Origin of the sequence: Microbacterium gilvum (assembly GCF_039543865.1) — a bacterium.
Lineage (GTDB): Bacteria > Actinomycetota > Actinomycetes > Actinomycetales > Microbacteriaceae > Microbacterium > Microbacterium gilvum.
On sequence record NZ_BAABKO010000002.1, the window covers coordinates 158,034 to 170,214 of the forward strand.

At 70.0% G+C, this 12,181-nt stretch carries 12 protein-coding genes; 1 reads left to right on the plus strand and 11 read right to left on the minus strand.

Annotation, left to right across the window (positions count from 1 at the left end):
* Positions 1–21 precede the first annotated feature (21 nt).
* Genes ABD998_RS06545 through ABD998_RS06555 form a run of 3 tightly spaced genes read right to left on the minus strand, consistent with a single transcriptional unit; the run spans position 22 to position 3,076 of the window.
* Positions 22–840, minus strand: a complete 819-nt coding sequence (locus ABD998_RS06545) for a carbohydrate ABC transporter permease (protein ID WP_345437241.1) — start codon at positions 838–840, stop codon at positions 22–24.
* Positions 837–1,802 carry a carbohydrate ABC transporter permease gene (locus tag ABD998_RS06550; protein WP_345437243.1) on the minus strand — a complete coding sequence of 322 codons (966 nt, stop codon included), beginning with the start codon at positions 1,800–1,802 and terminating at the stop codon, positions 837–839. Before ABD998_RS06550 ends, ABD998_RS06545 begins: the two co-directional genes overlap by 4 nt.
* Positions 1,799–3,076, minus strand: coding sequence for an ABC transporter substrate-binding protein (locus ABD998_RS06555; protein ID WP_345437245.1), 1,278 nt, complete (start codon positions 3,074–3,076; stop codon positions 1,799–1,801). The genes ABD998_RS06550 and ABD998_RS06555 overlap by 4 nt, the downstream gene beginning before the upstream one ends.
* A gap of 193 nt (positions 3,077–3,269) precedes the next feature.
* Here ABD998_RS06555 and ABD998_RS06560 point away from each other — a divergent pair, with 193 nt between their 5' ends.
* A complete protein-coding gene (locus ABD998_RS06560; protein ID WP_345437247.1) occupies positions 3,270–4,853 on the plus strand; it encodes a hypothetical protein in 1,584 nt (527 codons plus the stop codon).
* A gap of 128 nt (positions 4,854–4,981) precedes the next feature.
* Here the strand turns inward: ABD998_RS06560 and ABD998_RS06565 are convergent, their stop codons facing one another.
* From ABD998_RS06565 to dnaK, 8 genes are all read right to left on the minus strand, one after another.
* On the minus strand, positions 4,982–5,869 hold the full coding sequence (locus tag ABD998_RS06565) for a ribokinase (protein WP_345437250.1): 888 nt from the start codon (positions 5,867–5,869) through the stop codon (positions 4,982–4,984).
* A 267-nt stretch (positions 5,870–6,136) separates the two neighbouring features.
* Positions 6,137–7,117: an SRPBCC family protein gene (locus ABD998_RS06570; RefSeq protein WP_345437252.1), complete on the minus strand. Its 981-nt coding sequence runs from the start codon at positions 7,115–7,117 to the stop codon at positions 6,137–6,139.
* A gap of 1 nt (position 7,118) precedes the next feature.
* Positions 7,119–7,487, minus strand: coding sequence for an ArsR/SmtB family transcription factor (locus ABD998_RS06575; protein ID WP_345437255.1), 369 nt, complete (start codon positions 7,485–7,487; stop codon positions 7,119–7,121).
* Positions 7,488–7,753: 266 nt separating this feature from the next.
* Complete coding sequence (locus ABD998_RS06580; RefSeq protein WP_345437257.1) at positions 7,754–8,059, minus strand: nucleotidyltransferase family protein; 306 nt, start codon at positions 8,057–8,059, stop codon at positions 7,754–7,756.
* 84 nt (positions 8,060–8,143) lie between these two features.
* A complete protein-coding gene (locus ABD998_RS06585) occupies positions 8,144–8,581 on the minus strand; it encodes a heat shock protein transcriptional repressor HspR (protein ID WP_345437259.1) in 438 nt (145 codons plus the stop codon).
* Positions 8,582–8,619: 38 nt separating this feature from the next.
* A complete protein-coding gene (locus ABD998_RS06590) occupies positions 8,620–9,606 on the minus strand; it encodes a DnaJ C-terminal domain-containing protein (protein WP_345437261.1) in 987 nt (328 codons plus the stop codon).
* A gap of 75 nt (positions 9,607–9,681) precedes the next feature.
* Positions 9,682–10,278 carry a nucleotide exchange factor GrpE gene (locus tag ABD998_RS06595; RefSeq protein WP_345437263.1) on the minus strand — a complete coding sequence of 199 codons (597 nt, stop codon included), beginning with the start codon at positions 10,276–10,278 and terminating at the stop codon, positions 9,682–9,684.
* Positions 10,278–12,137: a molecular chaperone DnaK gene (dnaK, locus tag ABD998_RS06600; RefSeq protein WP_345437265.1), complete on the minus strand. Its 1,860-nt coding sequence runs from the start codon at positions 12,135–12,137 to the stop codon at positions 10,278–10,280. Before dnaK ends, ABD998_RS06595 begins: the two co-directional genes overlap by 1 nt.
* Positions 12,138–12,181 lie beyond the last annotated feature (44 nt).

The following is a 12,181-nucleotide window of genomic DNA, read 5'->3' on the forward strand; positions in this document are numbered from 1 at the left end:
TGTCAGGGATGTGAACGCGGGTCAGTCCTTGAGCCCGGAGTTGATGTCGGCGTTCATGATCTGCCGCTGGAACACGACGAACAGCACGATCATGGGGATGAGCGAGATGATCGACGCCGACAGCAGCACCGACCAGTCCACGTTGTCGGCGCCGACGATGCTGCGCAGCGCGACCTGGAGGGTGTACTGGCTGGGGTCGCGCAGGATGAGCAGCGGCCAGATGTAGTCGTTCCACCGCCACTGGAACGAGAAGATCGCGAGGACGACCGCGATGGGCCGCGCCAAGGGCAGCATGATGCGCCAGAACGCCCCGAACTCGCCCACCCCGTCGATGCGAGCGGCCTCCAGCAGCTCGTCGGGGATCGTCTTGAAGTACTGCCGGAACATGAAGATGCCGGTGGCGGTGACGATCGAGGGGACGATGATGCCCGCCAGCGTGTCGTACAGGCCGAGGTCGCGCACGACGACGAAGGAGCTCGGCATGATGACCTCGGTGGGGAGCATCGTGGTCGCCAGGATGCAGATGAAGAACCCCTTCAGCCACCACGACCGGTACTTCGCGAACGCGTAGCCCGTCATGGCGCTCACGATCACCGTCAGCGCCGTCGTCACGACCGAGACGATCGAGGTGTTGAGGAAGTAGCGCGCGAAGTCGAAGCGGTTCCAGGCCGTCTCGTATCCGCTGGCCGTCCACGTCTCGGGCAGCAGGGTGAGCGGCAGGCTGAACAGTTCGGAGCCGGGCTTGAACGAGCTCAGCAGGAACCAGGCGACCGGGATGGCGTACAGCAGGGCGAGCACCCACAGCACGATCGTGCTGGGGGCGGAGCGCAGGATCCTCATGACAGGTCGTTCCTCCGGTCGAAGCGCAGCTGGATCACGGCGATCACGATGAGGATCACCATGAGCACCATCGACGCGGCGCTCGCGTAGCCGATGTCGGCCCGTTCGAACCCCGTCCGGTAGATGTACTGGACGATGAACATGTTCGACGTGCCAGGGCCTCCGCCGTTCAGCGCCTGCACCATCGCGAACTCCTTCATCGAGCCGATGGTCGTGAGCAGCACCACCATGAACGAGGTCGGGCGCAGGAGCGGGAGCGTGACGTGCGCGAACCGCTGCCAGGCGTTCGCCCCGTCGAGCTCGGCGGCCTCCAGGTAGGACTGCGGGACGTTCCGGATCGCGGCGATGAACAGCAGCATGTTGAAGGCCGTGCTCCCCCAGGTGCTCACGATGAGGATGAGGACGAGGGCGAGCGTCGGGTCGGTCTCCCAGCGCAGCGGATCGGCGCCCAGCATCGAGACGACGGCGTTGACCATCCCGAAGTTCTCCCCGAACAGCCACTTCCAGATCACGCCCGCGACGATGGGCGAGATGAGCCACGGGAGGAAGAAGATGACCCGCGCGGCGCCCTTGCCCCGCGCGGCGTGCGAGGTGAGGAGCATCGCGATGCCGAGCGACACGACGTAGTGCGCGGGGACCGACAGCGCCGTGTAGAGCACGGTGCGACCGAGCGACGCGTAGAAGTCGGCGTCGCCGAAAAGGTCGACGTAGTTCTCCAGCCCGACGAAGTCCATCGAGCCGACCCCGCGGTAGTCGGTGAAGGAGTAGAGCAGCCCGAGCGCCCCCGGCCAGACGAAGAAGAGGCAGAACAGGACGACGGCGACCGCGATGAAGGCGAGCGGGGCGACGACATGGCGCGTCGCCCCGCCGCGTCGTCGCTGCCTCCCTCTGCTTCCCACCGGGATGGCGACCGAGGTCTCGAGGCTGAGTCCGTCCTTCGTGCGCGTCGCGGGCGCGGTCATTCCAGGGCACCCAGCTGATCCGTGAACTGGCTCTCGATGTTCGCGATCGCCTCGTCGACGGCGATCTCGCCGTTGAGGTACTTCACGGTCTCGTCGCGCACCGGGTCGCCTTCCGTCGCGACTCCCAGCGCAGCGTACGAGAGCTCCATCTGCTTGATCTCCCCGACGATGTCGGGGGATGCGGCGATGTCGTCGGCGTAGATGGCGAAGGCGTCGGCGTGCGCGGCGTACTCGATGTCGAGTCCGTCGACCGCGGGGATGAACGACGACGTCTCCGAGAGCTCGGTATAGTTCTCCGGCTCGTACAGCCACTCGACGAAGTCGTGCGCCGCCTCCTGCTGCGGTCCGTCGAACACGACGATGCTCGCGGCGTTCCCGAAGTTCGTCGCGCGCTGCGCGTCGACCGGCATGTACACGGACGCCCACTCGAAGTCGGCGATGTTGACGGCGAAGTCGGCGATCTGCCATGACCCCGACAGGTACGACACCACGTCTCCGCTCTTGAAGAGCGCATTGGGGTCGGCGTCCGAGAGCCAGACGGAGCGCGGCATGAAGGAGTCGTCATTGAGGGAGGCGAAGAACTCGAGGGCTCGGGCGGTGTCGTCGTTTGTCGAGAACTCGCCGTCGGCATCCGGCTGGAAGTAATCGGACCCGAACTCGTAGAGGAGCGCCTTGAGGCGATGAGACGACTTGTCCATCACCATCCCGTAGCTCGTCCCCGTGTCCTCCTGCACCTCGCGTACCGCGGCGGCGTACTCGTCCCATGTCCACGGCTCGTCACCCGCGGCGGGATAGGCGACCCCGGCCTCGTCGAACAGGGTCTTGTTGATGAACATCCCCACCGCGGTGATGTCGGAGGGCAGCGAGATGACGTTGCCGTCGTCGTCGAGGTCGGACAGGTCGGTCCGGATCGCGCTGCCGTCGGCGATGTCGGAGAGGTCCGTCGCCGCATCGCGCCAGACCGGGTCGACGCCGCCGACGCGCGCGATCGCCGGGAGATCGTTCGCCTGTGCCGCGTTCTTGAGCTTGGTCGGGAGGTCGGCATTGGCGATGTCGACGATCTCGATCTCGACCCCCGTCTCCTCCTCGTACTTCTCGGCCATGTGCGCGTACCCGCCGCCCTGGTTGGCGTCGCCGGACAGGAAGAACTGGATGGGCGCGTCGGCGTCCGCGCCGGTGCCCGCCGATCCGCATCCACCGAGCGTCAGCGCCATCGCGCCGACCGCGACTGCGCCGACGGCGCTGCGGATCCCCTTGCCTGTGGAGCTCGTCATGGCTTCCTCTCTCCGGCACCCCGGCCGGAACAACCTCGTCGTTGTCACGGCGCATCGCGGTCGATGCGTCGTCGGGAGCGCGTCTTCCATCGATGGAAAGCGCTTGCTACGGTGATGTTAGGACAATAGTCCAAACCCGGCAACCACGACTTCCCACGTTGCACGGGCAGCCGCTCGAAGAGGAGAGGACGCCATGGACTACCGCGACGAGGTCATCGCCGCTGCACGAGAGTCCGCGACGGAGGTCGACCCGCACGCGCTCGCCCACCGCGGACTGATGGAGCGGGTGAAGCTCCTCGTGGGACTCGCGATCCTCGACCTCGCTCCCGCGGCGTCGGCGGCGCCGTTCCTCGATGCGCTCGAGCGCCGGCAGCTGCGATCGGGGCTCTTCGCCGGCGGCGACAACGTCGAGTCGCCTCCCGACTCCGCGTTCACGGCGGGCGACGTCTGCGACGCGCTCGAGATCATCCGCCGCCACCCCTCGGCCGCCCTCGACCCCATCGGCGCCCGGCTCGAGCTCATCGCCGACCATCTCGAGCCTCCCCTGCTCGTCGGCGGCGTGCACACGCCGAACCACCGGTGGGAGATCTCCGCCGCGCTCGCGCGGCTGCACAGGCGCCGCCCCTCGGGTGCCCTCGTCGACCGCATCGACGCGTGGCTCGCCGAGGGCGTCGACATCGACGCCGACGGGATGTACTCCGAGAGGAGCCCGAACTACGCCGCGTTCGTGACCAATCCGTCGCTCACCGTCATCGCCGAGATCCTCGGTCGCCCCGACCTCGACGCGATCGTGCAGCGCAATCTCGCGGCGACCCTGCCGCTCATCCGAGCCGACGGCACCGTCGAGACCGTGCACTCGAGACGACAGGACCAGGGCAGGCGGTTCTCCGCCGCCGCATACATCACCGCGTTCCGCCGGGCGGCGCTGCGCACCGGCGACGGCCGCTTCGCCTGGGCGGCGGAGGTCGCCCGGAGCGAGGGGATCGCGCATCCCGCCACCGCGCTGGCCGAGCTCCTGCTCGAGCCGCAGCTCGCGCAGCCCCTGCCCCGCGCCGTCGCTCCCGTATCCGCCGTGCACCGCTACGCCGCATCGTCGCTCGTCGTCGATCGCTCCGAGGTGCGCACGCTCGTCGTGTACGGGGGCTCCGACCACGCGCGTGCCGGCCGCATCCGCTCAGGACTCGCCAACGACCCGACCTTCCTGCGGCTGCTCGGCGATGACGTGGCCCTCGAGTCCGTGCGCCTGTCGCGCACCTTCTTCGGTCTGGGGCCGTTCCGCGCACAGCGACTCGACGGGATGCGCCTGCAGGAGACGGTCGCCGCGTGGTACTACCAGCCGCTCGGCTCGGCCGGTGCGCTCGACCTGGAGGACGAGGGCAGGTTCTCCGCGGAGATGTCGTTCTCGCGCCGCGCGGCCGACCGAGTCGAGATGACGACGACGATCGACGTGGAGCCGACGACGACGGGCGCGCGGGTCGTCATCGACGTCGCGGGGCCGATCGCGCCCTGGGCGCTCGAGCTCGCGTTCTCGCCGGGCGGCGCCTTCGAGGGACTCGCCGACGACGGGCGGTTCGGGTCGGCGGCGGTCCGCTACCAGCACGGTGGGCAGGCGATCGTCTTCCGCGCCGACGGCGAGAGCGCCGCCGACGCCCCCGCCGCGTACCACCCCGGCGAGGAGTACGCGTATCTCGGCGGCAGCGACGCCGTCGCCGCTCCGCGCGCGTACCTCACCGGCTGGTCGCCAGGGCGGCGAGTCGTGGAGCTGCGCGTGGAGTGAGCCGGACCCACCGCAGGAGATCCGAGGGCACGCCCGCTCAGCGCGGCAGGACGACGCGGGATGGCGCGACGTGCACGACCGGATCTCCTGCGGTGTGTCCGCCGGCGGCGGGGCGAGGGCGCCGCGAGTCAGGCCAGTGCGGCGTCGATCTCGGCGCGCGTGGGCATGGCGGGGGCGGCACCGGGGCGGGTGACGGCGATCGCGGCCGCCGCCGTGGCCGCGCGCACGGCGTCGTCGAGCTCCGCGGCGTCGACGATCCACGCGACGAGCACGCCCACGAACGTGTCGCCCGCCCCCGTCGTGTCGACGGCCTCGACGCGGCGCGCCTCGACGCGCGAGACGATCTCGCCGCCCCGTGCGATGAGCGAGCCGCGGGCGCCGAGCGTCACGATCACGGTGCCTGCGGTCGCGCTCAGCACCCGGGCCGCAGCCTCGACGTCGGTCTCGCCCGACAGGGCGAGCGCCTCGCTCTCGTTCGGCACGAGGATGTCGGCGAGCGGCAGCAGGAGGGCCGCCGCCGGGTCGACAGGCGCGGGAGTGAGGACAGTGCGCACGCCCGCCGCGCGGGCCGCCGACAGCCCCTTCTCGACGAGCGGGAGCGGGCGCTCGAGCTGGACGACCAGGGCCGAGGCCTCCGCGATCGCGGCGGCGTCGCCATCCGCCAGCGCGCTCTCGCCGTTCGCGCCGGCGACGATGACGATGCTGTTCTCCCCGCCGTCGAGCACGCTGACCTGGGCGATTCCGGTCGGCTCGTCGGAGGTGGCGAGCCGGTCGGCCGCGACGCCCTCCGCCTCGAGGAACCCGCGCAGCTCGCGCCCGAACCCGTCATCGCCGACCGCGCCGATGAACACGACGTCCGCCCCGGCACGACGAGCCGCCACGGCCTGGTTGAGGCCCTTGCCGCCGGCACCCGTCGCGAATCCGGTGCCCGCCATCGTCTCACCCGGTTCGGGGAGCCGCGGCTGACGCGTCACGAGGTCCATGTTGGCGCTGCCGAGCACGACGATCTGACTCACCCGACCACGCTACCGTGCCGGGATTCGGACCAGCGGGACAGGTGATGCCGCACGAGCACGACACGCGCACACCCGCCCCCGCCATCCGACAGGCGGCCCGCACCCGAGGCCGACGCCACGTGCCGGGATTCGGACCGGCGGGGCGGCTGATGCCGCACGAGCACGACACGCGCACACCCGCCCCCGCCATCCGACAGGCGGTCCGCCGGATGGCCCGCGCTCGGAGCGGCGCGAGGCCATCCGAAGCACGGGCCTCCCGAACCCGACTCAGCCGGCGAGCACGCCCGCCTCGAGTCGCGCGTACGACGCCTCCATGCCGTCGGCCATGCCGGTGGCGAGGATCATGTCGCGGGTCTCCTGGTCGGGGTACTCGATGAGGAGGGTGATGAGCGTCGCGCCGTCCTCCTCGTAGAGGTTCAGGTCGTTGAGCGTCTCGGGGCCGTCCGTGCCCTGCATCCGCTCGGTCGAGACGGCGCGGCGCGGCGCATCGACGAGGACGGCCTCGCCCTCGAACCCGAACGCCTCGCCGGGGGTGTCGCCGACGGGAGCCCACGACGTGCGGTGCGCGTCGCCAGGGGCGAGGGCGACGACGCACTCCGTCATCTCCCATCCGTCGGGGCCGAGCAGCCACTGCCGCATGAGCTCGGGCTCGTGGTGGGCGCGCCACACGAGATCGCGCGATCCCTCGACCAGCCGCGTGATGCGCACGTGGGTGTCGTCGAGGAGCTCGACCCGCGTGCCCTTGCCCTGCGCGTAGTCGCGGAGATCCTGGAGGACGGCGTCGATCTGGGCCATGGCCATCCGGGTGCCCTCGATGGCGCCCATCTGGATGACCTGTTCGAGCGACTCGATCGAGTCGAAGTAGCTCGTGTTGACCATGCGCGTGCCGTCGGCGGTCTCCTCGAATGCGAAGGTCATGCGCATGGCGGGGAATCCCTCGAGCGGCTTGCCGTCGTCGTCGACGAAGCTGTCGATCACCGCGAAGCCGCGCGGCGCGTCGATCTCGAGGAACTCCCACGAGCCCGACGAGCGCTCGCCGCGCGGGCCGGCCATCGTGTACTGCGCCCTGCCGCCGACCGTGTGGTCGAACGCCGTGAAGGTGGCCGGCCATCCGGGAGGGCCCCAGAACCGCTCCAGCTGACGCGGATCGGCGTAGGCGTTCCAGACGCGCTCGATGGGCGCTGCGAAGTCGGCGATGACGGTCATGGTGAGGTTCTCGGCGTCCGTGAGGACATCGGTGACGGGCATGTCAGTCTCCTGATCCGGTGGGGTCGTTCGGGATGGCCGGTTCGGCCAAGAGGTCGTCGAGGCGCGCGATGCGCGCGCGCCACAGCTGCTCGTATCGGCCCAGGAGGGCCCTGGCGCGCGCGATCATCTCGGGGTTCGCGCGGACGAGCCGCTCGCGCCCCTCCGCGCGCTTGAGGATGAGCCGTGCCTCTTCGAGGACGGCCACGTGCTTCTGGACAGCGGCGAACGACATGTCGTACTCGCCCGCCAGTGCGGAGACCGACTGCTCGCGCTCGATCGTCCGGCGCAGGATGTCACGCCGGGTCGCCGTCGCCAGTGCGTGGAACACACGGTCGATCTCCGTCTCGCTCAACTCCGCTTGTACAACCATTTGGTTGTACGTTAGGGCGAGGGATGGCGGGTGTCAAGAGGGCATGGCGCCCGTCCGCTACAGCGGGTCGGCCCCGCCCAGCAGGCGATCAAGGCCGACGACCAGCGGTCCGATGTACTTCACCACGACTGCCCACACTCTCGAGCTGCCGCTCGACTGCCGACCGCAGGAGCAGCTCGGCGAAGAACCGGCCCTTCGTCACGCCATCCGTGAACGTGTGCACGGCTTTCGCGGCCTCGCTCGCATCCCAGAGGAGCTTGGCGCTCTCAAGCCGCATAGACGTCCTGCGCGCTCTCGAAGGCGGACTTCTTGAAGTACGGATTCCGCACCGCATCAGCCACAACGAGGTCGACGTCACGTCCCGCGATCTCGGCCAGCGCGTCCTTCAGCCCGAGATAGTCGTCCAGGCGATCCTCGCGGTTCGGATGGAAGTCGACCAGGAAGTCCACATCGCTACGTTCCTCGTCGAACCGATCCGTCAGCACCGAGCCGAACACGCGAAGCCGGCGCACGCCGAAACGCTCGCTGACGCGAGCGATCGCCTCGGGGTCGAACTGCACGGCGGTGACCATGCCGTCAGTCTCCCAGATCAGTCGTCTCCCGGCGATACGGCGGATGCATTCACCCGACAGCCACGCCGCCCCACGCACACCACCTCAGTCGGCTGGCCTCCACAGCACGACGTCGGTCTGGCGCCGCACGCGCGTTCCGGCGCGCAGCGTGATGACGGCGCCGGTCGCGCTCGTCGCGAAGACGCGGGCACCGGGGCGCTGATCGCGCTCGGCACGCAGCTCCCCCTCGAGCTCGCGCACGCGGCCGCGCAGCTGCTGCACCTCATCCTCCATCCGGAGGATGCGCTCGATGACGGCGAGGCGCACGCCCTCGGCAGAGAGGCGCGCGACCTCGCGCAGCTGCTCGATGTCGCGTAGCGAGTACCGCCGCGACCCGCCGCGCGTGCGGCCCGGCACGACGAGACCCGTGCGGTCGTACTGCCGCAGCGTCTGCGGGTGCATGGCGGCGAGCTCGGCCGCCGCGGCGATGGGGAAGATCGGCGCATCGGGGTCGATGTCGGCCGGATCGCTCGGGATCGGCATGGGGCTCACCTCCTGTCGGCGTCTCGCGCGGGGTGCGGCTACTGCCGCGCCTTCGCCATCATCTCAGCCCGCGGGTTCTCCCGCGGCTCTGCCTCGCGGTACGCCTCGAGCGCCGCACGAGCCGCGTCGTCGAGGTGCGACGGCACCGCCACCTGCACCTCGGCGAGCAGATCGCCCGTGCCCTTCTGCGACGTGATGCCGCGGCCCTTGACGCGCAGCACGCGCCCCGACGGCGTGCCGGGGGCGACGCGCAGCTTGACCGAGTCGCCGCCGAGCGTCGGGACCTCGATCGTCGCGCCGAACACCGCCTCCGTGAACGTCACGGGCACCGTCAGGCGGATGTTGAGGCCGTCGCGCGTGAAGACGGGATGCGGACGCACCGCCACCTCCACGACGATGTCGCCGTTCTCGCCGCCGTCGGGCGACGGGCGTCCCCGCCCGCGGAGCCGGATCTTCTGGCCATCCGAGACCCCGGCAGGGATCTTGACCTTGAACGGCTTGCCGTCCTCGCCCTGCAGCGAGATCGTCTCGCCCTGCGCGGCGGTCGTGAAGTCGATCGCCGTGCGCGCACGCACATCCGACCCCTTCTGCGGCCCGCCGAACCCGCGGAACCCGCCCGTCGACTGACCGAACCGGCCAGAGCCGAAGCCCCCGCCGCCGCCCGCGGCGCCGCCGAACATGGAGAAGATGTCGTCGAAGTCGCCCGCCGTGCCGCCGCGCTGCTGCGAGAACCGGCTGAAGACGTCGTCGAACCCGCCGCCCGTGCCTCCCGCCGTGAAGCGCGCACCCGAGCCCATGGCCCGCAGCTCGTCGTACTCCTTGCGCTGCTCGGCGTCGGAGAGCACCGAGTACGCCTCGCTGATCTCCTTGAACTTCGCCTCGGCGGCGGCATCACCCGGGTTCGAGTCGGGGTGGTACTTCCGGGCGAGCTTGCGGTAGGTCTTCTTGAGGTCGGCGTCGCTCACGGCCTTGTCGACGCCGAGGACGGCGTAGAAGTCCTTGTCGAACCAGTCCTGACTGGCCATCTGCACCTTCTTCTCGTGCGGGTTGTCTCGGGGAGGCGGTCGGCCCCGCCGTCACGGCGGGGCCGACCGGGATGGTCACTCCGCCGGGACGGCGACGACGACCTTGGCGGGTCGCAGCTCGACCTCGCCCAGGAGGTAGCCGACCTCGACGACCTCGAGCACGGTGCTCTCGGTCGCGCCGGGAACCGGCTGCTGGAAGATCGCCTCGTGGCGCTGCGGGTCGAACGTCTCGCCCGCCTCGCCGAACGCGACGACGCCGAGGCGCTCGGCCACGCCGCGCATCTTCGCGGCGACGGCCGAGAACGGGCTTCCCTCCGCGAGGTCGCCGTGCTTGTCGGCGCGGTCGAGGTCGTCGAGCACGGGCAGGAGGCCCTTCACGGCCTCGCCCTTCGCGCGGGCGATCTCGACCTCGCGCTGCTCCTCGGTGCGCCGCCGGTAGTTGGCGTACTCCGCCTGGAGGCGCTTCAGGTCGTGCAGGAGCTGCGTCTCGTAGTCGCTCTTCTCCGCCTCGACCGCCTCGTCGGTCTGCTCCGCGCCCAGGATGTCGTCGACGGTGAGACCGTCGGCCTCAGCCTGCGCGTCGGGGTCGGAGGCTGCGGCCTCCGACCCGTCGGCGCCCGGCTGGACCTCGTCGTCGCCCCCGGCGGGCTGCTCGAAGTCCTTGTCGGCCATCAGCTCTTCTTCTCGTCCTCGTCGTCGACGACCTCGGCGTCGATGACGTCCTCGTCCGACGAGCCCTGCTCGCCGGCGGGGGCGTCCTGCGGCGCCTGCGCCTGCTCGGCCTGCGCCTGCTGGTAGATCGCCTCGCCCAGCTTCGTCTGGCTCTCGTTGAGCGTGTCGAACGCCGCCTTGACGGCATCGTCGTCATCGCCTGCGAGCGCCGTCTTGAGCGCGTCGACGTCGGCCTTCACGGAGTCCTTGACGTCGGCGGGGAGCTTGTCGTCGTTCTCGGAGATGAGCTTCTCGATCGAGTACGCGAGCGTCTCGGCCTGGTTGCGGACGTCGGCGGCCTCGCGGCGCTTCTTGTCCTCGGCCGCGTGCTCCTCGGCCTCGCGGACCATCCGGTCGATGTCGTCCTTCGAGAGCGACGAACCGCCCGTGATCGTCATCGACTGCTCCTTGCCCGTGCCCTTGTCCTTCGCGGACACGTGCACGATGCCGTTCGCGTCGATGTCGAACGTGACCTCCACCTGCGGGACGCCGCGGGGCGCCGGTGCGATGCCGGTGAGCTCGAACGTGCCGAGCGGCTTGTTGTCGCGCGTGAACTCGCGCTCGCCCTGGAACACCTGGATGGCGACCGACGGCTGGTTGTCGTCGGCCGTCGTGAAGGTCTCGCTGCGCTTGGTCGGGATCGCCGTGTTGCGCTCGATGAGCTTCGTCATGATGCCGCCCTTGGTCTCGATGCCGAGGCTGAGGGGGGTCACGTCGATGAGGAGGACGTCCTTGCGCTCGCCCTTGAGGACGCCCGCCTGGATGGCCGCGCCCACGGCGACGACCTCGTCGGGGTTCACGCCCTTGTTGGGCTCCTGGCCGGTCTCGCTCTTGACGAGCTCGCTCACGGCGGGCATGCGCGTCGAGCCGCCGACGAGCACGACGTGCGCGATGTCGCCGACCTTGATGCCGGCCTCGCGGATGACGTCCTGGAACGGCTTCTTCGTGCGCTCGAGCAGGTCCTTCGTCAGGTCCTCGAACTTCGCGCGCGTGATCGTCTCGGAGAGCGACACGGGGCCGTTCTCGGTGAGCGAGAGGTACGGCAGGTTGACGCTCGTCGACGTCGAGCTCGAGAGCTCCTTCTTCGCCTGCTCCGCCGCCTCCTTGAGGCGCTGCAGGGCGATCTTGTCGTTCGAGACGTCGACGCCCGTCGAGTCCTTGAACTGCTTGATGAGGTAGTCCACGACGCGCTGGTCCCAGTCGTCGCCGCCGAGGCGGTTGTCGCCCGAGGTGGCGCGGACCTGGATGGTCGAGAAGTCGTCGTCCTTGCCCACCTCGAGGAGGGAGACGTCGAACGTGCCGCCGCCGAGGTCGAAGACGAGGATGAGCTCGTCCTCCTTGCCCTTGTCGAGGCCGTAGGCGAGCGCGGCCGCCGTGGGCTCGTTGATGATGCGCAGCACGTTGAGGCCCGCGATCTCGCCGGCCTCCTTCGTGGCCTGGCGCTCGGCGTCGTTGAAGTACGCGGGCACGGTGATGACGGCGTCGGTGACGGTGTCGCCGAGGTACTGCTCGGCATCGCGCTTGAGCTTCTGGAGGATGCGCGCCGAGATCTCCTGCGGCGTGTACTTCTTGCCGTCGACGTCGAACGTCCAGTTCGTGCCGACGTGGCGCTTGACCGACGCGAGCGTGCGGTCGACGTTCGTCACGGCCTGGCGCTTGGCGGTCTCGCCGACGAGCACCTCGCCGTCCTTCGTGAACGCCACGACCGACGGGGTCGTGCGGAAGCCCTCGGCGTTGGCGATGACCTTGGGCTCGCCGCCCTCGAGGACCGAGACGACGGAGTTCGTCGTCCCGAGGTCGATACCCACAGCACGTGCCATGTTGCTTCTCCTTCTGTTGCTGCCTGAAGTCGTCGCGCGGGTTG

What these genes read in the sequence shown, in the direction of transcription:
- ABD998_RS06545 (WP_345437241.1), bottom strand. Translation starts at nt 840, where the DNA reads ATGAGGATCCTGCGCTCCGCCCCCAGCACGATCGTGCTGTGGGTGCTC.
- ABD998_RS06550 (WP_345437243.1), bottom strand. Translation starts at nt 1,802, where the DNA reads ATGACCGCGCCCGCGACGCGCACGAAGGACGGACTCAGCCTCGAGACC.
- ABD998_RS06555 (WP_345437245.1), bottom strand. Translation starts at nt 3,076, where the DNA reads ATGACGAGCTCCACAGGCAAGGGGATCCGCAGCGCCGTCGGCGCAGTC.
- ABD998_RS06560 (WP_345437247.1), top strand. Translation starts at nt 3,270, where the DNA reads ATGGACTACCGCGACGAGGTCATCGCCGCTGCACGAGAGTCCGCGACG.
- ABD998_RS06570 (WP_345437252.1), bottom strand. Translation starts at nt 7,117, where the DNA reads ATGCCCGTCACCGATGTCCTCACGGACGCCGAGAACCTCACCATGACC.
- ABD998_RS06575 (WP_345437255.1), bottom strand. Translation starts at nt 7,487, where the DNA reads ATGGTTGTACAAGCGGAGTTGAGCGAGACGGAGATCGACCGTGTGTTC.
- ABD998_RS06580 (WP_345437257.1), bottom strand. Translation starts at nt 8,059, where the DNA reads ATGGTCACCGCCGTGCAGTTCGACCCCGAGGCGATCGCTCGCGTCAGC.
- ABD998_RS06585 (WP_345437259.1), bottom strand. Translation starts at nt 8,581, where the DNA reads ATGCCGATCCCGAGCGATCCGGCCGACATCGACCCCGATGCGCCGATC.
- ABD998_RS06590 (WP_345437261.1), bottom strand. Translation starts at nt 9,606, where the DNA reads ATGGCCAGTCAGGACTGGTTCGACAAGGACTTCTACGCCGTCCTCGGC.
- ABD998_RS06595 (WP_345437263.1), bottom strand. Translation starts at nt 10,278, where the DNA reads ATGGCCGACAAGGACTTCGAGCAGCCCGCCGGGGGCGACGACGAGGTC.
- dnaK (WP_345437265.1), bottom strand. Translation starts at nt 12,137, where the DNA reads ATGGCACGTGCTGTGGGTATCGACCTCGGGACGACGAACTCCGTCGTC.